A 17,268-nucleotide genomic window follows, 5' to 3' on the forward strand; every position below is an offset into this window, starting at 1 on the left:
AACCTCCTGACCTGAGTCGCTCAAGCAAAAAAGCCTTTTACCGTATTTGAATCATTTGATTCGTCATTTATTAACACCTTCAAGAATTAGCACATTATCGACATGTCTTATACAAAATTATATTTAGCGCCGGGCAAAGAGCATTCCTTGCTGCGCCAGCATCCCTGGGTGTTTTCCGGGGCCATCCGGAAAGCAGACGGAGAGCCGGAGGAGGGCGACGTGGTGGAAGTGTACTCCAGCAAGCGCGAGTTTCTGGCCATGGGCCACTATGCCCCCGGCTCCATTGCCGTGCGTGTTTTTTCGTTCGAGCAAACAGAGCCGGACTATGCCTTCTGGAAGAGCAAAGTGCAGCAGGCATATGATTACCGCACCCGCCTTGGCCTGACCGACAACCCGCACACCGACGTGTACCGCCTCATCTATGCGGAAGGCGACGGCGTTTCGGGCCTTATTGTGGATGTATATAAAGACACCGCCGTGATACAGACGCACACGGTGGGCATGTACCGCGTGCGGGAGCATATCGCGCGGGCACTGCAGGAGCTATATGGCAGCAGGCTGCGGGCCATATATGACAAGAGTGCCGAATCGCTTCCAGCAAAGGCGCCTGTGGAGGCGGTGAACGGCTACCTTTTCGGGGAGTCTGCCGGCGGCGTGGTGGTGACGGAGAACGAGAACCAGTTTTTCGTGGACTGGGAAAGCGGCCAGAAGACAGGCTTTTTTATCGATCAGCGGGAGAACCGCGATTTGCTGGCGCGTTATGTGAAAGACAGATCGGTGCTGAACACGTTCTGCTACACGGGCGGCTTCTCGGTATATGCGCTGAACGCCGGAGCCCGGGAGGTCCATTCGGTGGATGTGTCGAAAAAGGCCATTGAGCTGACGGTGAAAAACGGGGAATTGAGCCAGGCACCGGAGCGGCACGAAGCGTTCGCGGTGGACACGTTCGAGTTCCTGAAGGGGAAAGAGGAGCTATATGATGTCATCATCCTGGACCCTCCCGCCTTCGCGAAAAGCCAGAAGGTGCGCCACAACGCCCTGATGGGTTACAAGCGCCTGAATGCCGAGGCCATGAAAAAGATTAAGCCGGGCGGTATCCTGTTCACTTTTTCCTGCTCGCAGGTGGTGGATAAGTACCTCTTCAACAGCACTGTGATGGCCGCCGCCATAGAGGCTGGCCGCAACATCAGGATCATGCACCACCTCTCCCAGCCCGCCGATCACCCTATCTCCATTTTTCATCCCGAAGGAGAATACCTGAAAGGCCTGGTACTGTTTGTGGAGTAGAACATTTGTCATCTTGAACACTCTTGAGGCGTGAGCCGAAGAGAGTCAGCGTAGCTGAGAGAGATCTGAACAGAATTCCAGATAGATTTCTCACTGTGTTCGAAATGACAATTCCTTAAAGTCGTCCTTAAGTTGACAGCTTTGGCTTAACCTCCCATCTGCCAAGATCCCCCGAATCAAATCCGGGATTCAAAACTTTCAGGATTACAGAGAGGAACCTTTAAATTTATACCGTCACTTAAATTTTGCATGAAGTGCTTTGATGTCTGGTGCATGCCCTTTTGTAGGGACAGGTCGCGACCTGTCCGCGCGAAGGCTGGTGGATGAAGCAGGAGGAATATATGCCGCAACAGCCAATACTGATTTATATATCAAGCAAATCAAAGACTGGCAACTCCTGCGGCAGATCCATGCGGATGCGCCATTCTTTCGGATAGTAATTGTTCATGCGGCTCCCTACCTGCTTTGCCCAGCCCAGCGGGATGTTTTTGTATTGGAGCAGCACCCAGTCGCTGCCACTGCTGCCCAGGCTGATGTGCTCTTTCCGCAAATAGCGGAGCGCCTGCTCCAGGTCCAGGTCAGCCGTAGCGAAGGCTGCCTTGTTGAGGTGTTGCGACAGGGCCAGGCCCTGCAGGGGTTTTAGCTTTTTGCCTTTCACCTCGGCTACTTCGGTTCCGGCATATAGCACGTAGAGGTGCTGGTATATATCATCGGCGGCTTCAAATAAAGATGCTGGCAATGCAGAAAGAACCTCATTGTGCTGCAGTCCTATATACCGCTTCGGGTGCAGCAGCCAGTCCTGCACCAGCGCCTGCTCTTTCTTTCCCGCCTGCGTCAGTTTATATTTCTTTTTACTGCTTCTGCCATATTCTGCTGCCGGTGCTTCGCCTCCTTTCCGGATGACGCATATAAAAAAGCCTTCGCCCTGCACGCGGTGCGGGTAAAACCGATAGCCTGCCACACCCTGTTGCTGCGAAGGCTGCACGCCCCACTCCGGCTGTAGTTCGAGATGTACACTCTCCGCCTGTTCCTGTACGGCCAGCCAGGCCATATTCTCCTCGTTTTCCTGCTCGTTCCAGGTGCAGGTGCTGTAGATGAGGGTACCTCCCGGCTTCAGCGCCTCCCACACATCACTTAAAATCCGTTGCTGGCGCTGCGCGCAAAGCTTCACGTTCTCCTCCGACCACTCGGACACTGCCTGCGGGTCTTTCCGGAACATACCCTCGCCGCTGCAGGGAGCGTCCACCACCATCACGTCAAAAAAATCAGGAAGCCGCCCGAAGTCGCGCGGGTCGTTGCTCGTGACCAGCACGTTGCCACTCCCCCACTTCGTCACATTCTCGGCCAGGATGGACGCCCGGCTCCGGATCACTTCGTTTGATACCAACAAACTGTCTGCCGAAAGCAGACAGGCCAGTTGCGTGGATTTTCCGCCGGGGGCGCCGCATAAATCGAGCACCCGCAGGGGCTGCTGTAAATCTATGGACTGCTTCAGCGCCTGCTCCAGAAACATAGAGCTTGCCTCCTGCACATAATAGGCACCCGCATGGAGCAACGGATCGAGGGTGAAGGCAGGGCGCTCCGGCAGATAATAGCCGTGCGTTGCCCAGGGCACACGGGGCAAGGAAGGAGTTGCGGTTGTCTTTGCCGGGTTCAGTCGCACGCTCACCGGCGGCGCCTGTTGCAAGGCATCCAGAAAAGCATCGTAGCCAGGGCCCAGTAGCCGGTGCATCCGGTCTGTAAAAGTGGAGGGGAAGTGCATAGGCAGGCAAAGGTACGCCAAATCAGGGGCAGATGAAAGTTGCCGGTGCGGGCAACGCTACCGTTTTGCTATAAGGCGCAGGTACTCGGCCACCACCGGTATGTCCGGCGGGCACCAGTCGTATTTCGCAAAGTCGTGGGGGTGGGCCCAATGGTAGCTGCGGTGCTCCAGCAGTTGGATGGTGCCCCTATCGTAGCGGCAGCGGTATGGGATGAGTTGCAGCGTAGGCGCTCCGCCCACGGGGTGCAGCACGGGTGTCATGCGCTGCAGTGGCTGGATGTGCAGGCTGAGTTCTTCCCTGATCTCCCGCACCAGGCATTCCTCCTCCGTCTCGCCCTCCTCTATTTTACCTCCCGGGAACTCCCACAGCAGGGGCTCAGGCATGTTCCGGCTTCGCTGCGTGACCAGCACCCGGTCATATTGCTCGATGAGGGCACATGTCACTCTTATCATCACGCCATATTTTATGCTTTCTGATTCTGCAAAATAAAACAAAACTAACAGGGTTACGCAAAAAACACACCAACTTGTGGTGATCCCTCAGTCTTTATCCCCTGCTTCAACCCTTGCATGCCACTGCTTCGGCATCCATTGCTATATAATTGAAAAGGCAAGTGTATCAGGTATCAGGACACAATATCATTTTATCGCCGCAGGTTAATTACCAGCTGTTTAAGCTATATGAAGCTTATAGGGAGATACCCGGATGCTCAACTGCCTTATCTGTTTCGAACGCTTTGAATGAATGCAGGCTATATATGGCAACACTCCCCCGAAACAAGCTGAAGCCCTATATCCCTGTAGCGCCAAACCCAGTACAAGAGGAAAAGCACCTCCACCGGATTATATATGCCTGTAAATTTAAATTACCGGTTCCTCATTCGCGTCGCAATTAGTCTGGCAATGGCAGCCGCGCTGGCCGGAATCCTGATTCTGGAGGTGCTGGGCCACCACGGGCAATCGGTGCCGCTGTGGGGGCGGGAAAGCATGGCCGTCGATTTGATTACGTTCAGCCTCACTTTCGGCTTTTCCATTGGCTGGCTTGCCACAAAACTGACGTGGCAGGCCCTTCGCAAAAAGCAGGTGCTGCCCTTGCACTGGCACCTCAAAAGCCAGACCCTCATCGACAGGCTGCCCACCAACCTGCTGCACCGGTCATTTATGCTGGGCCTGGCCGGTGTCTTGTTAGCGATGATTACGCTTACCCTGTTCCATCTGAAGCACACCAGGCAACTGCCCTACCACCACTACCTGATACTGTTTATTCTGCACACCGTCTCGCTGACTGCCGTTGTCACCGTCATGGCGGTGTACCGTGCGCTCGGCGACCGCGTCCCGAAACTTAAGGTTATTAAACAAAAGGGCACAGCCGCGCTTCAGTAGCTGTGCATGTGAGGCGGCTATATGAGTCATGTATTGGGGAGTAGGCCTGGCGCAGGAGGCTTTGAGGCTTCCTGCCCTATAGCAATAGCCGTTCACTACTCGTTTATTACTCGTTTATAAAACGGATATATACGGATAGGGAAAAAAGGCGAAATTGTGCGGTAATGGTTGTGAATCTGGCGCAAAGGTATGCTGCCGTTGCGCCTGAGCCCAGACGAAAGGTTCTGAAACAGGAGGTGAAAAGCTTGTTTTCAGGACCCGTTGCTTCATTTTTATATTTTTAGGAATAACTGAACTGAAAGAAAGCAAGGGACGCTGTGAATCTCGCATAAATTCATATATTGTAGTGTAGCATACTCATAAGATGAAAGCCCCTGAAAATAGCCGGAGAGCTCTAAAACCCAACGAAAAAGCAGGTAATACTGCCTCCGCACATATTGCAGATAACCGTAAGTTCACGTATATATCATAGTTAGCGCAAATAAGGTATAATGAATTGGATTCAGAAAGTAGAAAATATTTTTAGAGAATACTTTAAAGATGTTTTCGAAAAATTAGGCTTGGTTAGATATGAAGAAATGGATGGGCCAGGAATGGGCGCATTAATAAAGTTTAAGAATAAAGACTTTAGAGTTCAGTTAATTAATGATAGAGGGATAATTGAAACAGAATTATCGCCTATAAATGACATTGAAGATTTTAGGAGTATAGAACTATTTTATGCCTTGATAACCTTGAATGCAAATCCAACAATAAAAGGGTCTGAAAAAAGGAAAATTCTTGGTAAAAGACTTGATTTTACAGATCAGGCAAGGCTTCTCCTTGATGATTATGACCAAATTAAAACTCTATTAGACAATAACAATTTCAGAAATACATTAAATCAGATTGACAGTTTGGGTAGAGAAAGATTTGAACAAATAATTAAAAGGTAAATTACATACGCTAACCACACCTATACGGCAGCTTCGCCGCCGCATAGCACAGTACGTTAGCCAGTATATGTAATTATAAAAAACATGGATAAAGAGAAGACAGGGTATGAAAAACAGCTTTCAGACATTAAGGAGCATGGGCTGCATGTTATCCATGTTTTAGAAGATGAAAAAGGCCCTAAATTTTCTTACTCAGTAGGGCTATTTCACAATTATCAGCATCCAGAAATCATAATAATTGGTCTCAAAAGAGAATTAGCTCATATCCTAATCAACAATATCGCCTTTGACATCAAAGAAGGTAAAACATACAAGGGTGGACAATTTTATTCTGATATATTAGATGATTTTAAATGCCTAATGCTGGACGTTGAAGCGAAATACTATGATGAATACTTAGGTCAGGCAAGCAGGTTTTATGAAAGCAATGATTTTCCTGTGCTGCAATGTGTTTATCCTACTGTAAGTGGGGTATACCCATGGGAAGATAGTTGGCCAGAAGACCTAAAAGCCATCCAACCATTATTGGGTGAAATCAATAGTAACTTTATCAAGTAAAAATACAGTGGCTAACCACACCCATAAGCCAGCTACGCCGCCTTATGGCCAAGTCCGTTAGATGGTAATTCTAAAGCCCAGCACCTGATGGCAAGAAAAGCAATTATCTTAACAGGCTTTATCATCTTGAAATTTCTTTTGCAGTACATGCTGATAAGCCCGGAGTATGATTTGCAACGTGATGAATACCTCTACCTTGACCAGGCAAACCATCTGGCGTGGGGTTATATCTCCATACCACCTCTGACTGCCTGGATATCCTTCCTCATCAAGCTTTTGGGCAATAGCGTGTTTTGGGTTAAGTTTTACCCTGCCCTTTTTGGTGCCTTGACAATTGCTGTCGTTTGGAAAGCCATTGAAGAACTCAACGGGAACTTAGCTGCCTTGATTTTAGGGGCTACCGGCGTTTTATTTTCTGCTCTTTTAAGACTCAATACGCTTTATCAACCTAACTCATTGGACGTACTCTGCTGGACGACGCTTTACTTCGTTGTCATAAAGTACCTCAATACCCTAAAACCGAAGTGGCTGTATGTCGGCGCCCTTGTATTCGCCATAGGTTTTTTGAATAAGTACAACATCATCTTCCTGCTCATAGGTCTTTTACCGGCCATTTTGATGACCGAGCAACGTGAAATACTGTCCAGGAAGGACCTATACCTGGCCATGCTACTAGGGCTGCTGCTTATCCTGCCAAACCTTGTATGGCAATACCAGAACCAATTTCCGGTTGTGCATCATCTGAATGAACTGGCTGAAACCCAATTGGTAAATGTGGATACCGGGGGATTCTTGAGATCGCAAGTGCTTTTTTATATAGGCTCTTTGTTTGTCATCATTTCAGCCCTTTACGCCTTATTGTTTTACAGACCTTTCAGAAAATATAGAGCCTTTTTCTGGGCGATTATTTTTACGCTGGCTGTTTTTATTTATTTCAAGGCGAAAGATTACTATGCCATAGGGTTGTATCCCATTTACATAGCTTTCGGTTCTGTATTTATTGCCGATATGCTGAAGACTGGCTGGAAAAGATATTTGCAGGCTGTTGCCATTGCCATTCCGGCCCTACTTTTTATTCCGATGTATAATATCGCTTTTCCCAATAAAAGCCCGGAATACATCCTGCAACATGCAGAGCGATACAAGGATCTGGGAATGCTTCGGTGGGAAGACGGCAAAGACCATGCTTTGCCACAAGACTTTGCCGACATGCTCGGGTGGAAAGAGCTGGCCCACAAAGTGGATAAGATTTATGCGGGTCTTCCTGAACCAGGTAAAACATTGGTGCTCTGCGATAACTACGGTCAAGCCGGTGCCATCAATTACTACACCAATAAGAATATCAGGGCTGTCTCTTTCAATGCTGATTACGTCAACTGGTTTAACCTCGAACAACCATTTGATCATCTGATAAGGGTTAAAAGCTATACAGGCAGGGACAGCGAATTGGAGGAAACCAGTCCGTATTTCCATACTTCACTCGTATCGGATTCCATTACAAACCCATTTGCAAGGGAATACCGAACCACCGTTTACACATTTATAGGGGCTAAAGTGAACATCAATGAAAGAATAAAAGAAGAAATTGATAAAACAAAAAACTACCGCTGACCGCCTGTAGAAGAAGGCAAATGGAATGAGGGCTTTTAATCTGCATATATACGCAGGCCTCAACTACTATTTAAAAATCTACTATAGAAGATTTAAAGCTTTTTGATGTAGCTTTAGTTTTTACAAACAATAAAATCACTGCCACCAACCACACCTTAACTTTAGCTGCGCCACTGTTTAGCCCAGTCGTTAAGCGCAAGCGAAAGGGCTTCTCTCTGATTTACTTCAATTTGTCCTTCAGGATTTCGAACTCTACCGCCGGCGAGATGCGCTCATACAGGATATGATACACGGCATTCGTGATGGGCATATCCACCTGCAGTTCCCTGTTCAGCTCGAAAATGCTTCGCACAGCATAATAACCCTCCGCCACCATGTTCATCTCTATCTGGGCCGATTTAACGGTATAGCCGCGGCCAATCATGTTGCCGAAGGTGCGGTTGCGGCTGAACTGCGAGTAAGCCGTCACCAGCAGGTCGCCCAGGTAGGCGGAGCCGCTCAGGGCGCGGTGGATGGGCATGATGGCATCCAGGAATCGCTCAATCTCGAACATGGCGTTGGACACCAGCACCGCCTGAAAGTTATCGCCGTAGTTCAGGCCACGGGCAATGCCGCAGGCCAGGGCAATCACGTTCTTCATCACGGCGCAGTACTCAATGCCGTCCAGGTCGTCGAGCGGGTTGGCTTTCACATAGCGGTTGCGGAGCAACTGGCAGAAGCGCTCGGCGGTGGGCAGATCATGCGAGCCGATGGTGAGGTACGACTGCTTCTCAAGCGCCACCTCCTCGGCGTGGCAGGGGCCGGCAATCACCAGCTGGCGCGCGTCGGGCACCTGGTAGTGGCGCTCCATATACTCCGTTATCAGGATGTTCTCCTGCGGTATCATGCCCTTCACAGCAGACACCACCACTTTCCCTTTGAAAGCCTCTGCAGGAAGGTCCGCGAGTACGTGCTGCACGAATGCGGCGGGCACCGCCAGCACCACCCAGTCAGCGGCAGCCACCACGGCTCGCAGGTCCTTAGACGGCTTTACATAGTCAAGGTCGAACGACACCTGGCTGAGGTAGCGCGGGTTGTGCCGGTATTGGATCAGGTGCTGCACATCCTGCTTGTTGCGCATCCACCAGTGTACGTGTGCTCTGTTCTCCGAGAGGATTTTCGCCAGGGCTGTTGCCCAACTTCCGCCCCCAAGTATGGCTATTTTTTCCAAAAGTATTTTATCGGTTAATGCTACTTTGTATCCGCGGCGATGGCCTCTTTGTTCAACGAGGCCTCGTCTTTCACGGCTACTTTGGCACCGTCTTTCAGCGTCTGCGACACAGCTCTGAACGGACCCGCCACCACTTCCTGCCCTTCTTTTATGCCGCTGAGGATCTCGATGTTCTCAAAATCGCTGATGCCGGTTTCCACTTCAACGGTTTCAACGGTATTCGTGGCGCTTTCATATACAAAAACTACTTCCTTCACCGGCTCGTCGCTGGCGGCGGCAGGCTGGGCATTGCCTTGGTTCGGCTGCGGCCCCTCCTCCTCCGGTTCTGCATTTCCGGCAGGTGCGGCCTCACCGCCGGGGGCACCGGGCGAGCGCGTTGTAACGGCAGACAAAGGCACAGACAATACGTTTGACTTCTTTTCGGTGATGATGTCAACTGATGCCGTCATTCCGGGGCGGAGCGGGCGCACTGTGATGTCTTTGAGATGGCTGTAGGAATCGTTGAGCAGGCGGATGCGCACCTCAAACTCCGTTACGGCCTCCAGCGTGGTGGCGTCGTTGGCGGTGTTGGCGATGGCTGTCACCACGCCCTTGAATTTCTCGTCGCGGCTGGAGTAAGATTCCACCTCCACATCCACCGAGTCGCCCAGTGCCACCCGGATGATGTCGTTCTCATTCACGTTTACGCGCACCTCCATGTTGTTGAGGTTGGCGATGCTCATTATCTCGGTACCCGCCATTTGCGAGGTTCCCACCACGCGCTCGCCCTGCTCCACGTTCAGCTTGGAGACGGTGCCGCTCACCGGGGCATATATGGTCGTTTTGCTGAGGTTTTCACGGGCATCCTTCAAAGAGGCCTGGGCGTTCTGCACGCCAAACTGCGATGCCCGCACACCTTGCCGCGCTGTTTCCACCTCCGCCTTCATGGCTTCGTAATTGGCGTTAATCTCCTGCCACTCCGACTGGGATATAACTTTCTGGTCGAACAGCGGCTTGTTTCGCGCGTGGTTCTGTTCAATCTGCACAAAGTTTGCCTCTGCCTGCGCCAGCCGGGCCCGTGCCTGCGCCAGGTTGGCCCGCGAGGTGTTCACCGAGGCTTCCTGCGCGTCCACCATCGACTGGTAGTTGTCGGGGCGGATGCGCAGCAACAACTGGCCTTTCACCACCGAGTCCCCTTCCTCCACCTGCAGCTCAATGATCTCGCCGGACACGTCCGGGCTTATTTTCACTTCTGTCTCAGGCTGTATCTTGCCGGAGGCACTGACCTTCTCCACAATCTCGGTTTTCTTCGCTTTTGCCAGCACTACTTCAATGCCTTCCACCTTCCCGATCCAGCCTTGCTTTTTTGCGACGAGCACACCCACCAGTACCAGCACGAGCACTCCGATCAGAATAGGGATCAGCTTTGATTTTTTCTTAGCCATAATTTTTAGAGAGAAATGTCTTTGCCCTGGTAGAAATCCAGGACCTTCAGTTTAAACGTGTATTCATACTTTGCCTGCGCCAGGTTAGACTGGGCGGCGCGGTAGTTGTTGGCCACAATGTTAAAATCGACGGTGTTGATCACCCCGCTGTTCAGGCGCAGTTGGGCATTGCTGTAGTTTTTCTCGGCGGCCCGCAACTGCTCTTTCGCGGCGGCGTACCTGCGCTGCGCAGCCAGGGCATCCACGTAGGCTTGCTCAATAGTCTGGCGGAGGTTGTTGCGGGCAATATCTGCGTTGATTTTGGCGTTCTGCTGCTGCAGCTTGGCGCGCTGCACGCTGGAGCGGACCTGCAGCCCATTGAGAATGGGCACCTGCAGCGATAACCCTACCTGCTTGTTGATGTTGTCCTGCAGCTGGTCGAAGAATGGATAATCACCATACATTGGGACCTCATATATGTTTGGCACATAAATAACTACTGCATCATTGCCACCCTCGTCATAAAAGCCCAGCTCCCGGCGCTGCAGCCCTTCGTTTACCGTCTGCCTGCCTACCAGAAACTGACTCGTGCTGGAGTACCTCGAAAATAAGCCTGCATTCAGACTCAGGCGGGGGTAATAACCGCCTTTGGCCACCTCAAGCGCCTTTGCGGCGCTCAGCACGCGCAGGTCAGCCGCTTTGATGGCAGGCAGCGTCTGGGCAGCCACGTCATATACCTGCTCGCCGTTGACGAGCACCGGGTTCTGGTCCGGCTCAGGAATTTCCGGCACTTCAATCTGGAAATCTTCTGTGGTGGGCAGGTTCAGCAGTTGCATCAGCGAGAGGCGGGCGATGTCGTGCTGGTTCTGCGCGTTGATCAGCTCCAGTTCGTCCGCCGCCAGTTGCGACTCCAGGTCCAGCACCGCGTTTTCTGCCACACTGCCCGCGTCAAACAGGATGCGCGTGCGCTCCAGTTGCTGCCGGGTCAGGTCGCGCGTTTGCTCGGATATCTTGGTAAGCTCGTCTGCGAAAAGGATGTTGAGGTAGGCGGTAACGAGCTGCATGGTGATGTCGTTCTGCGCCGACAACACATCCTGCTGGCTGGCCTGCAGGTCCAGTTCTGACTGCTTTATCTGGTTCACCTGCTGAAAGCCCGCAAAGAGCGGCACTGAGGCGCTCAACTGAAAGCTTCCGGTCTGTGCGTCCTGGGTCACGAGGTTAAAAGTAACCGGGTCCTGAAACGAGCCTGTATTGTAATTGTAGCTGCCGCCAGCGTTGATGCTCGGGAGCCGGTCAAACTTAAGCTGGTTCAGATCCACCTGGTTCACGCTATTGTTGAGCCGGCTCTGGCGCACCTGCAGGTTATTCTCTCTGGCATAGTTCACAGCCTCCTCTAACGACCATGTGCCGTCGCTGCCGCCTCCCTGCTGCTGGGCCGCCGCGCCAGCCATGCCCGACAGGGACAGGCCGATAACCAGCAACAGCTGTTTTGATAATTCTTTTTTCATAGTGTTCAATGTTATAGGTCGATGTTCGGGATATAAACCACGTGCTTCACCCAGCTCAGCTGCCGCAGGTATTCCAGTGTGATGGGCTTGATGCCGGAGTCCATCTCAATAAACTGCCGGGCCTGCTCGTTGCGCCCTTTCCTGGAAACGCTCATGGTGGCGATGTTGCACTCGTCGTGCGCCAGCACAGAGGCAATAAAGGCGATGCTGCCCTTCACGTCCCCGGCGTCGATGATGAGCGTGTGCAGGGTGGCGGAGAAACTCGCCGTAAACCCGTCCACTTCTGTGATGCGGATCACGCCGCCGCCCCGGCTCTCCCCCACCACCTCCACTTCGCGGCCAGCTCCCTTCAGGTTCAGCCGGATAGTGTTTGGGTGCAGCGTGGAAGCATTCCCGATGGCTTTAAAGCTGTATTTCAATCCCCGCTCTCCGGCATGCGCGAACGCGTCCTTGATGCGCTTGTCATCCGTCTTGAAGTCGAGCAGGCCTGCTATAATGGCCCTGTCGCTGCCGTGGCCCTCGTAGGTGCGGGCAAAAGAATTGTAAAAGGTAATGACAGCCTCCTCGGGCGGAGCGCCAAGGATGCGGATGGCTGCCCTGGCAATGCGCACCACCCCGGCCGTGTGCGAACTGGAGGGTCCTATCATGACGGGGCCTATCATATCAAATACGCTGCTTCTTTCAGCCATATACCTTTTTTGCTAAAATATCGCAAAAACCAAATTTAGCGATAAACTTCAGAGTTTTGCAGCTATATAATCTAAAAACAGGGGAATTTCTACCAACCCCGCGTTTCCATCTACAAAATCTGGAATAGGCCCCACATATATTTGGACCCCACATATATAGCGGAGTGTGTCGTGCTGGCGGAGGTCCTATAAGGCAGATGCCGGAAAAGCCGGAAAGGTTGCCTGCTGCGCGTGCCGGGGAAGAATTTTTCTGCGCCAGCAATAATTTGGCCGCAAACTGGATGCTCTGGCGCATATTTGCGTTATTTGTGCATCGGAACATCATCACGCACAAGATACCGCCTGATATGAAACACCAATTCAAGCCCGAGGTACTGGATCAGCTGAAGCGGCTGGAAGAAAAATATGTGCCGCTGGGCCAGAGCCTGGCTTCCTACCTCGAGGGGCTCTACCACACCGACTTCCTGAACTACTGGGACTATATCCACCTCGACACCCTCCTGAGCCTGCAAAACCCCCGCACCACCCTCCCCGACGAAAAGATATTTATCATTTACCACCAGATCACAGAACTCTATTTCAAGCTTTGCCTGGAAGAGTACCGCCAAATCGGGGACGACCCGCATATCACAGCCGAGTGGTTCCTGAAGCGCCTGAAGCGCATCAACCGCTACTTCGACAACCTGATCAACTCCTTTGATGTGATGGTGGAGGGCATGGACCCGAAGCAGTTTCTGCAGTTCCGGATGGCGCTGATGCCCGCCAGCGGCTTCCAGTCGGTGCAGTACCGTCTGGTGGAGATCGCCTCCACGGATTTGCGCAACCTCGTGGACAAGGACCGGAGGGCGGCCTTGGGGCTGCAAAGCACCCAGGAGGAGATGATCGGCTGCATCTACTGGAAAGAAGGGGCCACCGAGGTGGCGTCCGGCACCAAAACGCTGACGCTGCTGCGGTTTGAGGAAAAGTACACTGCCCAACTGATTCAGTTCGCAAAAGAGTACGAGCACAAGAACGTGTGGTCGGTGTACAAGCGGCTTCCGGCGGAGGCGCAGCAGGACCCGGCCATCACCAATGCCATGCGCTCGCTCGACAGCAACGTGAACGTGAACTGGCCCCTGGTGCATTACAAGTCTGCGGTGCGTTACCTCCAGAAAGACCCCGAGGTGATAGCGGCCACCGGCGGCACCAACTGGCAGAAGTACCTGCCCCCGCGCTTCCAGAAGCGCATCTTCTACCCCGAACTTTGGACAGACCAGGAGGTCGGCGAATGGGGACGGGGCTGGGTTGAGCGGGTGCTGAAGGAATTGATGTGATGGTTGGTTGTTACTTGATGATTGGTTGAATGGTTGATTGAGCTTATATATAGCTGGGAGCGCAGCGCATAGTTAGCTCCATTTTCAATAGTTTATATATAAACCCCAATCATATATAAAAGCCGAACTTCGAGCGAATAAAAAATGTTGTGGATCAATAATTTAACAATAATCCACTTCAACAATCAACAACAAGCAATCAACAGGTTTAAGGATAAATCCCTTACCCACCACTATATGAGAAAAAAAGAACTGGAACTGGTGCTGGCACCGGAGGTGGCCTTCGATGCGCAGCAGCTGGAGCGCGAGATACTGAAGAGTGCCCACCTGAAGCCAGAGGATGTAAAGTTCCTGCACCGGATAAAGCGCTCCGTCGATGCCCGCGGCCGCGAGGTGCTGGTCCGCGTGCGGGCTGACATATACCTCGACAACCCTCCTGCTGATATTCTTTCACCCAGATACCATTACCCGGATGTGACCAACGCCAGGCGCGTGGTGATTGTGGGGGCGGGCTCTGCCGGCTTGTTCGCGGCCCTGCGCTGCATCGAGCTTGGGCTGAAGCCTGTGGTGCTGGAACGCGGCAAAGACGTGCGCAACCGTCGCCGCGACCTCGCCGCCATCAACAAAGAGCATACCGTGAACCCGGATTCCAATTACTGTTTTGGGGAAGGCGGCGCCGGCACCTATTCTGATGGCAAGCTATATACCCGCTCCAAAAAGCGCGGCGACCTGCAGCGCATCCTCCAGATACTGGTGCAGCACGGCGCCACACCGGATATCCTGTTCGATGCGCACCCGCACATCGGCACGAACAAGCTTCCCAAAATTATCGAAGCTATCCGCGAGCGCATCCGGGCAGCGGGCGGCGAGGTGCTGTTCGAGAGGCGCGTGACGGATTTTGTGGTGGAGCAGGGCGAGATGCGCGGGGTGCTGACGCAGGACGGCGCAGCCTATATGGGCGAAGCCGTGATATTGGCCACCGGCCACAGCGCCCGCGATATTTTCGAGCTATTGCACGCCAAAGGCATCACTGTGGAAGCCAAGCCCTTTGCCATGGGCGTGCGGGTGGAGCACCAGCAAAGCCTGATCGACCACATCCAGTATAAGCTGGAGGACCGGGGGCCCTACCTGCCAGCCTCCTCCTACGCCCTGGTACACCAGACGCACTATAACGACAAACAGCGCGGCATTTTCTCCTTCTGCATGTGCCCCGGCGGGTTTATCGTGCCCTCGGCCACAGCACCCGGCGAGGTGGTGGTCAACGGCATGTCGCCGAGCCGCCGCGATTCGCGCTTCTCCAACTCGGGCATTGTGGTGGCGGTGGAACTGGAGGATATGGATTTGAAAAACCACGGACCGCTGGCGGGGCTGCGCATGCAGCAGGACCTGGAGCGGAAAGCCTGTGCGATGGCAGGCGGCACACAGGCGGCTCCGGCGCAGCTGCTGCAGGATTTTACGGGCCGCAAAACAGGCGGACCTTTGCTGGAAACGTCTTACCAGCCGGGCTTGGTGGCAACAGACATGAATGCGCTGTTTTCGGAGGATATGGGCTACCGCCTGCGCGAAGGCTTCAAGGCATTCGGCAGCAAAATGCGCGGCTACCTCTCGAACGAGGCGCAGATCGTGGGCGTGGAGAGCCGCACCTCCTCGCCTGTCCGCATCCCCCGCCACCGCGACACACTGGAGCATGTGCAGGTAAAGCGTTTGTTTCCCTGTGGCGAAGGAGCGGGCTATGCCGGGGGCATTGTTTCGGCGGCAATGGACGGCGAACGCTGTGCGGAAATGGCTGCCATGAAGCTTGGTGTTCGTGTCTCTGAATGAACCGGTTAAGTGGAAGACAGGGGCTGGCATATACCTTAGCGCATCCTCGCAAACCAACAATTTGGCGCGGGATGAGTAAGATATATGGGCAGTATATGGCAGTTCGCCCGAGAGCCGGTGCAATTTAGATAGGCTCTTTTCGTGGCGGCTGGACAAGAAGTGTAACCTTCAGAGTCCGTCTGCCGCTGCTAAAACATGTTGAACTGAATAAATTTATATATGAAAAAGACAGTAGTATTGGGGGCCACCGACAACCCTACGCGCTATGCCTACAAAGCCGTACACCGGCTGAAACAGCATGGGCACGAAGTAGTGCCCGTCGGTATAAAAAAGGCGGAGGTTGTGGGTATTCCCATTATAACCGACAAGGCTGAGGCCATTACAGATGTAGACACGGTCACGCTGTACGTAGGGCCGCAGAACCAGCCCTCCTGGTACGATTACATCATCAGCCTGAAACCAAAGCGCATCATCTTTAACCCCGGCACCGAAAACCAGGAACTGGAGCGGCTGGCAGAAGAAGCCAACATCCAAACGCTCCACCACTGCACTTTGGTGATGCTGGCAACGGATAGTTATTAATTTTAATAAAATATTTATAAAAACTAAACCCCGCAAATTACTAAACGTATAAATAAGAAATTAAGCAGATGGCATTTGTTGTCTATGCTTAAAAAGGAGAAGGGGTCTTTAAACAAGGTCCCTTCTTTCATTATGTGGCTAAAATCATAATTATAAAAGCAGCGCCCTGGTATATATACCGGGGCGCTGCTTTTGTCGGATCATATATAACCCGGTGCTCCTTCCGCTTTCTTGAAGCTGACGATGCAGCAGGTGGCTTTAACGATCTAGTCCTGATAGGAAGAATGCACCTCCTCATCTTCCTCCTCCATCAGGTGGCGCATTGAGGCGGCCGTGGCGCTGTCGGGCAGCACACCTGTAGCCACTGCCTGCACCTTGTTCATCATACCCGACACTACGCGCATCTCACCATTCATCAGCGCGTTATAGCCGTCGCGGGCCACATCAGCCGGTTCGGATAGGCTGCCGTTTGCAGCTCTGGTGTGCGCTGCGCCCGCTCTCCGGAAGAACATGGTGTTGCTGGCTCCCGGACAAAGGGCGGTCACGGTGATGTTTGTGTCCTGCAGTTCGTTGGTGAGGGCTTCGGAAAAGGATAGCACGAAAGCCTTCGTGGCGCCATATATGGCCATCAGCGGCGACGGCATGAACGATACCACAGAGGCCACGTTCAGGATCTTGCCTTCGTTGCGCAACTTCATGTCCTGCAGGAAAAGCTTTGTGAGCGCGACGGGCGTGCCGATGTTCAGTTGGATGATGGCCTGCTCGCGCTCCAGGTCGGTGTCGTGGAAGAAGCCGTGCAGGCCCGCCCCGGCGTTGTTCACCAGCACGTCCACTTCGATGCCGCTGCTCCTTACTGCGTCGTATACCTCCTGTGCGGCCTCAGGCCTTGTCAGGTCTGAGGTGATGATGCAGACATGCTCCAACTGATGTTCGTCCTGCAACTCATAGCCGAGGTTTTTCAGCCGGTCGGTGCTGCGGGCCACCAAGATGAGGTTGTAGCCATCCTGCGCAAATAATTTGGCAAACTCCATCCCGAAGCCGTTCGACGCCCCGGTAATCAATACGGTCTTCCCTTTGTTTTCTTCTTTCGTTGTTTTCATAGTATATACCTGGTTTCTGTATCTGTGATAAGTCACGTCCTCTCTTTTACCAGTGAAGCAAGGCTTAGGTTGTGGCGGGAAAGCTGGGAGCGATGAATAAATGGCA

General features: G+C 52.7%; 15 protein-coding genes. 8 read left to right on the forward strand and 7 right to left on the reverse strand.

What is annotated here, in order from left to right:
* Positions 1–102 precede the first annotated feature (102 nt).
* Positions 103–1,287 (forward strand): class I SAM-dependent rRNA methyltransferase, encoded by a 1,185-nt coding sequence (locus tag GSQ62_RS00725; protein ID WP_161887726.1) that lies wholly within the window; start codon positions 103–105, stop codon positions 1,285–1,287.
* Between the two features lie 364 nt (positions 1,288–1,651).
* Here the strand turns inward: GSQ62_RS00725 and GSQ62_RS00730 are convergent, their stop codons facing one another.
* Positions 1,652–3,049 (reverse strand): methyltransferase RsmF C-terminal domain-like protein, encoded by a 1,398-nt coding sequence (locus GSQ62_RS00730; RefSeq protein ID WP_161887727.1) that lies wholly within the window; start codon positions 3,047–3,049, stop codon positions 1,652–1,654.
* Between the two features lie 57 nt (positions 3,050–3,106).
* Positions 3,107–3,502: a (deoxy)nucleoside triphosphate pyrophosphohydrolase gene (locus GSQ62_RS00735; RefSeq protein ID WP_237586870.1), complete on the reverse strand. Its 396-nt coding sequence runs from the start codon at positions 3,500–3,502 to the stop codon at positions 3,107–3,109.
* A gap of 396 nt (positions 3,503–3,898) precedes the next feature.
* Between GSQ62_RS00735 and GSQ62_RS00740 the strand changes: the two genes are divergently transcribed.
* The 4 genes from GSQ62_RS00740 (at position 3,899) to GSQ62_RS00755 (ending at position 7,536) form a co-directional block, all read left to right on the forward strand.
* Positions 3,899–4,432, forward strand: a complete 534-nt coding sequence (locus tag GSQ62_RS00740) for a hypothetical protein (RefSeq protein WP_161887729.1) — start codon at positions 3,899–3,901, stop codon at positions 4,430–4,432.
* Positions 4,433–4,923: 491 nt separating this feature from the next.
* Entirely contained in the window at positions 4,924–5,367 is a 444-nt protein-coding gene (locus GSQ62_RS00745; protein ID WP_161887730.1) for a hypothetical protein, read from the forward strand.
* Between the two features lie 84 nt (positions 5,368–5,451).
* Positions 5,452–5,925 (forward strand): DUF4262 domain-containing protein, encoded by a 474-nt coding sequence (locus GSQ62_RS00750; RefSeq protein WP_161887731.1) that lies wholly within the window; start codon positions 5,452–5,454, stop codon positions 5,923–5,925.
* An 87-nt stretch (positions 5,926–6,012) separates the two neighbouring features.
* Entirely contained in the window at positions 6,013–7,536 is a 1,524-nt protein-coding gene (locus GSQ62_RS00755) for an ArnT family glycosyltransferase (protein ID WP_161887732.1), read from the forward strand.
* 220 nt (positions 7,537–7,756) lie between these two features.
* Here the strand turns inward: GSQ62_RS00755 and GSQ62_RS00760 are convergent, their stop codons facing one another.
* From GSQ62_RS00760 to sdaAB, 4 genes are read right to left on the reverse strand one after another with little or no spacing between them, the layout of a single operon-like run.
* Positions 7,757–8,746 carry an NAD(P)H-dependent glycerol-3-phosphate dehydrogenase gene (locus GSQ62_RS00760; RefSeq protein ID WP_161887733.1) on the reverse strand — a complete coding sequence of 330 codons (990 nt, stop codon included), beginning with the start codon at positions 8,744–8,746 and terminating at the stop codon, positions 7,757–7,759.
* Between the two features lie 20 nt (positions 8,747–8,766).
* Positions 8,767–10,170, reverse strand: a complete 1,404-nt coding sequence (locus GSQ62_RS00765; protein ID WP_202621817.1) for an efflux RND transporter periplasmic adaptor subunit — start codon at positions 10,168–10,170, stop codon at positions 8,767–8,769.
* A 5-nt stretch (positions 10,171–10,175) separates the two neighbouring features.
* Positions 10,176–11,657, reverse strand: coding sequence for a TolC family protein (locus GSQ62_RS00770; RefSeq protein WP_161887734.1), 1,482 nt, complete (start codon positions 11,655–11,657; stop codon positions 10,176–10,178).
* Between the two features lie 11 nt (positions 11,658–11,668).
* Positions 11,669–12,346 carry an L-serine ammonia-lyase, iron-sulfur-dependent subunit beta gene (gene sdaAB / locus GSQ62_RS00775; RefSeq protein WP_161887735.1) on the reverse strand — a complete coding sequence of 226 codons (678 nt, stop codon included), beginning with the start codon at positions 12,344–12,346 and terminating at the stop codon, positions 11,669–11,671.
* Between the two features lie 347 nt (positions 12,347–12,693).
* Here sdaAB and GSQ62_RS00780 point away from each other — a divergent pair, with 347 nt between their 5' ends.
* The 3 genes from GSQ62_RS00780 to GSQ62_RS00790 all read left to right on the forward strand — a co-directional run bounded on the left by GSQ62_RS00780 (position 12,694) and on the right by GSQ62_RS00790 (position 16,062).
* The gene (locus tag GSQ62_RS00780) at positions 12,694–13,659 is read left to right on the forward strand and encodes a tryptophan 2,3-dioxygenase family protein (protein ID WP_161887736.1); all 966 of its coding nucleotides are present in this window, start codon (positions 12,694–12,696) and stop codon (positions 13,657–13,659) included.
* A 237-nt stretch (positions 13,660–13,896) separates the two neighbouring features.
* Positions 13,897–15,480 (forward strand): NAD(P)/FAD-dependent oxidoreductase, encoded by a 1,584-nt coding sequence (locus GSQ62_RS00785; protein WP_161887737.1) that lies wholly within the window; start codon positions 13,897–13,899, stop codon positions 15,478–15,480.
* Positions 15,481–15,699: 219 nt separating this feature from the next.
* Complete coding sequence (locus GSQ62_RS00790) at positions 15,700–16,062, forward strand: CoA-binding protein (RefSeq protein WP_161887738.1); 363 nt, start codon at positions 15,700–15,702, stop codon at positions 16,060–16,062.
* Between the two features lie 266 nt (positions 16,063–16,328).
* On the opposite strand, the gene GSQ62_RS00795 is transcribed toward GSQ62_RS00790, so the two are convergent.
* The gene (locus GSQ62_RS00795) at positions 16,329–17,162 is read right to left on the reverse strand and encodes an SDR family NAD(P)-dependent oxidoreductase (protein ID WP_161887739.1); all 834 of its coding nucleotides are present in this window, start codon (positions 17,160–17,162) and stop codon (positions 16,329–16,331) included.
* Positions 17,163–17,268: the final 106 nt, after the last annotated feature.

This window comes from Pontibacter russatus, assembly GCF_009931655.1.
Taxonomy (GTDB): domain Bacteria; phylum Bacteroidota; class Bacteroidia; order Cytophagales; family Hymenobacteraceae; genus Pontibacter; species Pontibacter russatus.

What these genes read in the sequence shown, in the direction of transcription:
- GSQ62_RS00735 (WP_237586870.1), bottom strand. Translation starts at nt 3,502, where the DNA reads ATGATAAGAGTGACATGTGCCCTCATCGAGCAATATGACCGGGTGCTG.
- GSQ62_RS00770 (WP_161887734.1), bottom strand. Translation starts at nt 11,657, where the DNA reads ATGAAAAAAGAATTATCAAAACAGCTGTTGCTGGTTATCGGCCTGTCC.
- GSQ62_RS00795 (WP_161887739.1), bottom strand. Translation starts at nt 17,162, where the DNA reads ATGAAAACAACGAAAGAAGAAAACAAAGGGAAGACCGTATTGATTACC.
- GSQ62_RS00745 (WP_161887730.1), top strand. Translation starts at nt 4,924, where the DNA reads ATGAATTGGATTCAGAAAGTAGAAAATATTTTTAGAGAATACTTTAAA.
- GSQ62_RS00785 (WP_161887737.1), top strand. Translation starts at nt 13,897, where the DNA reads ATGAGAAAAAAAGAACTGGAACTGGTGCTGGCACCGGAGGTGGCCTTC.
- GSQ62_RS00765 (WP_202621817.1), bottom strand. Translation starts at nt 10,170, where the DNA reads ATGGCTAAGAAAAAATCAAAGCTGATCCCTATTCTGATCGGAGTGCTC.
- GSQ62_RS00790 (WP_161887738.1), top strand. Translation starts at nt 15,700, where the DNA reads ATGAAAAAGACAGTAGTATTGGGGGCCACCGACAACCCTACGCGCTAT.
- GSQ62_RS00740 (WP_161887729.1), top strand. Translation starts at nt 3,899, where the DNA reads ATGCCTGTAAATTTAAATTACCGGTTCCTCATTCGCGTCGCAATTAGT.
- GSQ62_RS00780 (WP_161887736.1), top strand. Translation starts at nt 12,694, where the DNA reads ATGAAACACCAATTCAAGCCCGAGGTACTGGATCAGCTGAAGCGGCTG.
- GSQ62_RS00750 (WP_161887731.1), top strand. Translation starts at nt 5,452, where the DNA reads ATGGATAAAGAGAAGACAGGGTATGAAAAACAGCTTTCAGACATTAAG.
- sdaAB (WP_161887735.1), bottom strand. Translation starts at nt 12,346, where the DNA reads ATGGCTGAAAGAAGCAGCGTATTTGATATGATAGGCCCCGTCATGATA.
- GSQ62_RS00730 (WP_161887727.1), bottom strand. Translation starts at nt 3,049, where the DNA reads ATGCACTTCCCCTCCACTTTTACAGACCGGATGCACCGGCTACTGGGC.
- GSQ62_RS00755 (WP_161887732.1), top strand. Translation starts at nt 6,013, where the DNA reads ATGGCAAGAAAAGCAATTATCTTAACAGGCTTTATCATCTTGAAATTT.
- GSQ62_RS00725 (WP_161887726.1), top strand. Translation starts at nt 103, where the DNA reads ATGTCTTATACAAAATTATATTTAGCGCCGGGCAAAGAGCATTCCTTG.